The organism is Mycobacterium sp. SMC-15, assembly GCF_045310925.1.
GTDB lineage: Bacteria > Actinomycetota > Actinomycetes > Mycobacteriales > Mycobacteriaceae > Mycobacterium.
The window spans coordinates 91,288-98,547 of the sequence record NZ_JBJIAJ010000016.1; the positions used below are offsets into that span (position 1 = coordinate 91,288).

Here is a 7,260-nt window from a genome sequence, read left to right on the forward strand (position 1 = left end):
GCTACGACCGCTAGCGCGCGGCCGCAGCCGCAGCCGACACAGGCCACCGCAGGCCGGCGAGATCGTCGCCCGACACCGTGGTGTGGCCGTCCAGGCGGCTGCCGGACAGCGGGTGCAAGCCCAGCAGCGCACTGCGGTGATTGCCCTGCTGCGGAAGGAGTCCGGCCAGCGGGGCGCCACCGTCGGGTGCCGAACCGGTACGCAGCGCGCAGGCCGCGGCGATGGTCTGCTGGCCGTCGTCTTCGGCCACTTCCAGGACCGTCCAGGTCTCACTGGCATTGACAGCCTGGATCCGGCTGATCGTGTCGGCCAGCGCCGCGTCGATCCCGACCTGGTAGGCGGCGACATGGTCACCTGAGCCGTCGACCACCGAGCGCCATGCTTCCCGGGCACCGGCGTCGATCAGCGTGGGGATCTCGTCGTCGGCAACGATCGTTGTTTCCCAACCGATTTCGCGGAGATGGTCGGCGAGGCGTCGCACGGCGATGTCGACGGTCCGCTGCAGCGGGATGGACGCCGAGCGGGCCTGCAGTGCGGCCAGATTCGGTGCGGCCGCATACGTCAGTCCGATCCAGGTGTCGGTGGTTCCCGCACCGGCGCGACTGGTGATGCGCACCGTGTCGGCCCGCAGGCCGTACCGGTTCAAGTAGCTGGCGATCAGCGACAGCGGAACAGCATTCCCTGCTGCCGAGGCCGTGATCCGCAGCGCCCCCGTCGCCCGGGCGCCGGCGGCGTCCCGACGGTCGGTGTGCGCGCCGCCGCGCGAACGCAACATCGACAACCGGCGGCGGGCAATCGTGGTGAAGTGCAGGCCACGCCACCAGCCGAGCAGCAGGATCGTCACGACGACTCCCACCGCAAGCGCCCAGCGCTGCGCGGTGGTCTCCCAGGGGCTGGCCATCAGCGCGGGCGTGGCGGCCAACAGCACCAAGGTGATCCGGGCCGGTCCGGGCCGGGGAATGGTGGTTCGGTGCGAGCTCACAGCTGGTCTTCCTTTCGTCGGCGAGCGGCCGCCGCGGCGCCGGTGGCGACGGCGACGACCAACCCGGCCAGCAGCGCGGTTCCGGCGAAGGCCACGATCCGTGGCGCCGGGTCCTCGGGTTGCGGCGCCGGGGGTGGGGAGATCTTCTTCGCGGGTGAGGCGGCCGGGTCGGCGACCGGGGGCAGTTCCCAGGTCAGGGCGGCCACCGGGTCGATCATTCCGGCGCCCACCACATCCGAAGGTGCACGCGCGGAGTTGTGCGCGGTGGAAACGATCCGGTGCGCCACCTGCATCGCATTCAGGTCCGGGTAGCGACCGCGGACCAGCGCGGCCACGCCGGCCACGTAACCGGCGGCGTATCCGGTGCCGGTGAGCGGCACCGGCCGGCCTTGGTTGCCGGGCAGGGCGTTGGCCAGACCACCGTCTTCACGGTTGCTGACCGAGACGATGTCTTCGCCGGGAGCAGCGACACCGACCCACGGTCCGGCCATGGTGAATCCGGATGGCCGGCCGCTCGACGACAGCGACGCCACCGAGAGCACGTAGGGATGCCACCACGACGGCACCGACAGGGACGTCACCCCGGCCCAGTTGCGCGGGTCCTGCGGGCGGCTCAGGTCGGTGAGCGGATTGGACTCGCACGCCTCCCCACCGCCGCCGACCGATCCGGTCTGGCCGGCGTCACCGGCGGCCGCCACGATCAGCGCGTCCTTTTCCACCGCCGCGTAGCGCAAGGCCGCGCCCAGCGCCGTCTGGTCGACGTTGCGGTCGGCCGGCAGGCAGGTGGTGGTGGAGATGGTGATGACCCGCGCACCGAGGTCGGCGGCGTGCACGATCGCCCGCGACAGGGCGGTGATGTCGGTGACCACCCGAGTTGTCCGCGGATCGTCTCCGCCCAGGCGCGGCGAGATCGTCGCCGAGGCGGTCCGCAGCGACAGCAGGCGGGCCGCCGGGGCCACCCCGCTGAAGCCGTCATCACCCGGCTGGCCGGCCACGATGCCGGCAACCAGGGTTCCATGCCCGTCGCAGTCCGTCAGTCCGTCGGTGGTGCCGATGTAGTCGCCGCCCGCGTCCACCGCCCCCAGGCGCGGGCCCGGCCGTACCCCGGTGTCGATGACGGCCACCGTCTGGCCCTCGCCGCGAGAGAACTGCCACGCGGCGGGCAGGTCGAGCATGCGCTGTCCGGCCGTCGCGGAGCTCAGGTTGCTGCCCGGCATCAAGCCCGAGCTGACGCACTCGCTGCGCTGTTCCATCGCAGCGACGGGGCCGGGTGCCCCGCTGGGCGGCGGCACCGTCGGGTCGACCGTTGGCGGGGTGATGGCCAACGCCGGCGAGCTGGTCAGCAAGGCGGCCAGCATCGCGACGCCAGCTCCGCGGATCGCCGATCGGCTCCGACTGTGTTGAGCGGCAACGGTCATCGAGACAGAACCCAGGCGAAAATACCGACCAGGTAGGCCATGACCGGGATCAAGGAGGCGTCGACACCGGAAGCCAAGAAGCCCACCAGGCGGCGGACCGGCAGCGAGTAGCTGTCCGGCGACGCCACGGACGGGCTCAAGGAGACCACCGCCCACACCGCCACCAAGGCGGCCAAGACCAGCACGGCACCGAAGGCAGCCGTGTACCGGCCGGTGGCCGCGTAGCCGACCAGCAGGGCGATCGCGGTCAGGTGCGGCTCGGCCAGCAGCCACGCCTTGCACCACGCCGAGTCCCACACCCGGGCCCGCAGCACCGAGGCCACCGCGATACCCGCGACGACGTACCACGCCCAGCCCGAAAGCCCCTCAGGTGCAAAGGCGATGGCGACCGAACCAAGCACAGCGAGCAGCACCGAGCCGGCGATGAAGCCGGTCTGGTGGGCGTCGGTGACACGGACCCGGCGAGGCAGATCCGCAAGCACGCTCTCCGGCAGCGCCGACGGGGTCGGGTCGCCCGGCGCCGGGATCACCGGCAACGGCAGCCGCGCCCACAACGCCGAAACCTGCGGTGCGGCAACGGTCAGCAGCAGAGACGCAGTGATCAGGCCAGCGCCGACGGTGACGAACGGCAGTTCCCAGAAAGTCTTGACGGCAGCCGCCGCCAGCACCCCGACGCCGACAACCACTGCGGCGGTGAAGAACGCGATCCCGCGCTCGCCACGACCGCCCGGCGGCAAGATCAGGCTGATCAGCGACCATGCGCTGACCGCGGCCGCGCCCAGCACCACGTGGGCCGGACTGAACTGCCCAGGCACCGCCAGGGTGCCCACCGCGGCAAGCGGTACCAGTGCCGCAATCGAGAGGGTGAGTGCGGCTTCGGCCGACCGCGTGCGGCACAGCAACGCAGCGAGCACCGTGAGCAGGGCGATGGCCCCTGCGGCGAACAGGCCGGCCGGTTCACCGGTGACCGCACGGTGCGCGGCGGCCAGCCCGGTGGCGGCGAGGATCAGACCCGTCCCGGCGGCCAACGCAGCGCGTTGAATGTGCTTGGCGCCCCAGGGGTTACGACGAGACGCTGAGAAGATGACGGCAGCATCGGCGATGTCCTCGACGATGCCCGGCGCCGCCGGACCGACCGGGACAGGACGCAGCGCCAGCAGGTCACCGTCCACGACCCCGACGGTGTCCAGGCTGGCGTCCAGGCTGAACGGTGCGCCGCCGACCGGCGCCAGGCTCAGCCGGTTGGTGGCACCGGGAGCCGGCTCGGCATCGTCGCCGGCGTCCGGGGCCACCAGGCGTTGCACCGCAGGCAGGATTTCGCGCAGCGGCAACTCCGCGGGCACGGCGATCTCGGTCAGCCGGCTGTCGGCCAGGACCGCGATGCGGACAATCGGCATGACGGCGCTGGTCAGCACCGGGGCTTCGGTCATTGGTGTTCCCTATTCTTTTTCTCTGCTAGGACGTTCTTCTCGCTGTTTTTAGGACAGCTGGGTGGTGAAATCTCTGGACAGTCGCTGACCGGGGAACCATGTGCCCTCGGGCAGGGTGGCGGTCAACTGTTCGATCGCGACTGCAGTCGCAAAGTCTGTTCCTGGCCGGAAGGTCGACACCCACTCGCCGTCGAAGGCCTGCGACGGGGTGACCAGGATGCGGCCCGCATCGGTGTCGACCAGACTCATCCCGACCTCAGTGGTGCTGTGCCGACCATCCCGCGCGCAGCCCGCGACAACCTCGACGTAGCTGCGGGGCCCGCTGAACACCGACTCCACGATCGGCCGTGCCGAGGCGGGAATACCCAGGTAGTCAAGCACTTCGGCGAGTGGAGCACCGGCACGCAGCCGCTCGTCGGCGCGAGCGCCTACCCGGGCCGGCAGAGTGAACTCGTCGAACCGGGCCGGTGGGCGCTGCCGCAGGCCTGCTCCGAGCACCGGGACCAGCAGGCGCGGATCGTCGATATCCATCGCGGTGAACGTGACCAGTTGCGCATTGCGCAGTGCCACCACCGTCCGGCCGGGTTTGCCGGTGTTCTGGTCGCGGCGCGCCACGATACCGCGCAACATCTCGGGAGCCCCGCCGGCGGCCGAACCCACATAACGCAGGTCCAGCCACCGGTCCGGGAAGCACACCACCCGGATCCATTCGGCCACAGCCGGATTGACCGTGCCCTCAGGCGAGACAACTCCCATCCGGGTGAGCTCCTCGCGCTGGCGCGCCATGAACGCGCCCCGCTCCCCGGCGTCCGTGTAGGGCATGGTGATTGCCAAAACCCACGGAAAAGACCCGGCACCAACGGTTTCCGCGATGTACCAGGCTTGCTCGACGGTCAGTTCGGCCGCGTTGGGTTCAGTCCCCATCACGGCCTTCCCTCATCGAGCGGATCACTGGGATCAGCCCCACTTGGCGGCTTCGGCGGTGTCGCGCGCGTTCATCATCAAGGTGTTGGTCTCATGCGTGGTGGCCATCGCGTGATAGGCCCGCACCAACTCCTCCATCGCCTGATTCCACTGCGCCTGCCACGCCTGATACGTCATCCCCGTATCGCCCTGCCACGCCGCCGACAACGCCGCCTGCTCACTGGCAATATCAGCACCCACAGCCTGCAACGTGCCCGAATACCCATTCATCTCAGCCGCATGGGCCAACATCGCCGGGTAGTTGTACATAATCTGCGACATCAGACAAACCCTCCCTAAACCCCGGTGTAACCAGACGCAGCAGCCGCATCAGCCGCCACATATGTCGAACCGGCATCCGCCAGATTCACCTGCGCCATATCCAGCAACGCATTCACCCGCGCCGCCATCGCCACAAACCGCGCATGCGACCCCTGAAACGCCGCAGCCGCCTCACCCACATGAAACGCCTGCGCCGACATCGCCGCCTGCTCCGCCTGCGCCATCGTCGACCGCATCAACGCCGCCTTGGCACCAAACGCCGACTCCGACGCCACCAACTGCGGAATATGCGCATCCAACATACTCATCGCTGCACTCCTTTCCTGACTTCTACTTCGGTTCCGATTCCGACTCCCCAGCGGAGTCGCCAAGATCTTTCTCGCCCCAGGTATCGGGCAACATCGGCATACTTGGCCCGCGACCGAACCCGTCGCCGGCCATCGTGGCAAGGCCCGACGCCGTTGCGGTGCCGCGCTTGCCTACCGTCCCGGTGAAGCCCAGGCCGCCGGCTCCCCGATCCGAACCCACCGCAGCAGCGTCGGCCGGACCGCTGATGGGGCCCGAATCCAGATCCATGAACTCGTCGGCATGGTCTCGCATGACCGCACGCTTGCGGCGTCGCGCCCGGGCACTCTCGCGTGTCGCCGATCGCACTCCCGCCGCGGCCGCGGGGATACCTTCCGCGGGAGCCTTTCCCCGTTCCCGATCGGTCAGGGTCGGACCGAAGCTGTTCCCGGGGTGTGCTCCCGCAACCAAATAGGCGAGCAGCGGGGTTCCGGGGACCGCGCCTGGGGCCGCGCCGGCCGCCGGTGCACCAGCGGCTGCCGGGCCGCCCGCAGCTGGCACCGTGCCCGATCCGACACCCACCGCCGCGGGCAGCGGGAGGGCCTGTTCACCGCGCACCATGACTGGCGTCGGCTTTACGGCGGCAGGTACCGGCTCGCCCATGTCGTCCGCCAACAGCGCGTTCACCACGCCGATTGCGATGCCCATCAAGAGGAACGGCGAACTGAGCAGTACCGACCAGAACGTCCAGCCGAAGGGGATGAAGAACGCCTCGTAGGCGATGAAGAACAACAGCGGGAACCAGGCCGACGGGTTGGCGAGTATGGCCCTGATGGTTCCGATCGGATCTTCGAACAACCGGACCAGTTGGTTCCACAGGTCCGTCCAGAAATCCCCGGAGCCCGAAGAGGTGTCGTCGGCGGGCAGCGCCGAATCAGACTTGACCACCGGCGGTGCCTCCACCGAGCGTGGCGCCGACGCCAGGGCCGCACCGGACACTGTGTGATAGGTGCTCATGGTGGTGGCCGCCTGGATCCACATCCGGACATAGTCGGCTTCGTTGAGCGCAATCGGGATTGTGTTGATCCCGAAGAAGTTGGTGGCGACCAGCACCCCGTGCGTCATGTGATTGGTGGCCAATTCGGCCAGTGTCGGCATGGACGCCAGTGCGCTGGTGTACGCCGTGGCGGCCACCTCGTGCTGTGCCGCTACCCCGGCGGTGTCGGCGCTGGCCTGGCCCAGCCACGCCAGATACGGCGCGTGCGCGGCGACGTACTGCTCGGCGCTGGGCCCCTGCCATGCACCGGCCTGCACTGCACCGAGCACTGCGGTGAGTTCGTCTGCCACTGAGGCGTACTCGACGCTCAGTGAATTCCACGCCCCGGCAGCCGACAACAACGGACCCGCTCCGGGGCCGCTGCTCAGCAATGCTGAATGCACCTCCGGCGGGGAGGCGATCCAGACCGGGGCGGAAAACATCAGCCGCGCGTGCCCAAGAAGTATGTCGACGCACCCGCGGCATCACCGGCGGCGTAATTGACGCCAGACTCACCGACACCGACACCGGCGCGGCCCAACTCAACAGCACCCTGAGCTGCCACCGCGGCGTGCTCACTGCCCTGCGCACTGAAACCGGCAGCGGTCTGCAGCGACACCGGGTCGGCCGCCGGCGGCACCACCGCGGTGATCAGCGGTGCGGCACTGGCCTGCGCGGCAGCCAGACGGGCAGTCAATGCCTCGACCGCTGCACTGGCGGCGGCGAGACCTTCCGGAACCACATTGAGCGTCATGACAATTTCCCCTTCCCCAATTCGATGCGCATCAGCGCGTCAAGGTTTCGCTGAATGTTGGGTTGACTAGTTGTAGGTAGGTGGGTTCGTCGTTGTCGGCTAGTAGGATT

General features: G+C 69.2%; 8 protein-coding genes. All 8 read right to left on the reverse strand.

Features of this window, described 5'->3' with window-relative positions; all coding sequences use genetic code 11:
• Nucleotides 1–10: 10 nt before the first annotated feature.
• The 8 genes from eccE to ACJH71_RS20845 are packed head-to-tail and all read right to left on the reverse strand — an operon-like array spanning nt 11 to nt 7,150.
• Nucleotides 11–982, reverse strand: coding sequence for a type VII secretion protein EccE (gene eccE, locus ACJH71_RS20810; protein WP_406759876.1), 972 nt, complete (start codon nt 980–982; stop codon nt 11–13).
• A complete protein-coding gene (mycP, locus tag ACJH71_RS20815; protein WP_406759877.1) occupies nt 979–2,400 on the reverse strand; it encodes a type VII secretion-associated serine protease mycosin in 1,422 nt (473 codons plus the stop codon). Before mycP ends, eccE begins: the two co-directional genes overlap by 4 nt.
• Nucleotides 2,397–3,830 (reverse strand): type VII secretion integral membrane protein EccD, encoded by a 1,434-nt coding sequence (eccD, locus tag ACJH71_RS20820; RefSeq protein ID WP_406759878.1) that lies wholly within the window; start codon nt 3,828–3,830, stop codon nt 2,397–2,399. Before eccD ends, mycP begins: the two co-directional genes overlap by 4 nt.
• Before the next feature lie 48 nt (nt 3,831–3,878).
• The gene (locus ACJH71_RS20825; protein WP_406759879.1) at nt 3,879–4,754 is read right to left on the reverse strand and encodes an ESX secretion-associated protein EspG; all 876 of its coding nucleotides are present in this window, start codon (nt 4,752–4,754) and stop codon (nt 3,879–3,881) included.
• A 33-nt stretch (nt 4,755–4,787) separates the two neighbouring features.
• A complete protein-coding gene (locus tag ACJH71_RS20830; RefSeq protein WP_406759017.1) occupies nt 4,788–5,075 on the reverse strand; it encodes a WXG100 family type VII secretion target in 288 nt (95 codons plus the stop codon).
• A 14-nt stretch (nt 5,076–5,089) separates the two neighbouring features.
• Nucleotides 5,090–5,383 (reverse strand): hypothetical protein, encoded by a 294-nt coding sequence (locus tag ACJH71_RS20835; protein ID WP_064890669.1) that lies wholly within the window; start codon nt 5,381–5,383, stop codon nt 5,090–5,092.
• Between the two features lie 22 nt (nt 5,384–5,405).
• A complete protein-coding gene (locus ACJH71_RS20840; protein ID WP_406759880.1) occupies nt 5,406–6,839 on the reverse strand; it encodes a PPE family protein in 1,434 nt (477 codons plus the stop codon).
• Nucleotides 6,839–7,150, reverse strand: a complete 312-nt coding sequence (locus ACJH71_RS20845) for a PE family protein (RefSeq protein WP_406759881.1) — start codon at nt 7,148–7,150, stop codon at nt 6,839–6,841. The genes ACJH71_RS20840 and ACJH71_RS20845 overlap by 1 nt, the downstream gene beginning before the upstream one ends.
• Nucleotides 7,151–7,260: the final 110 nt, after the last annotated feature.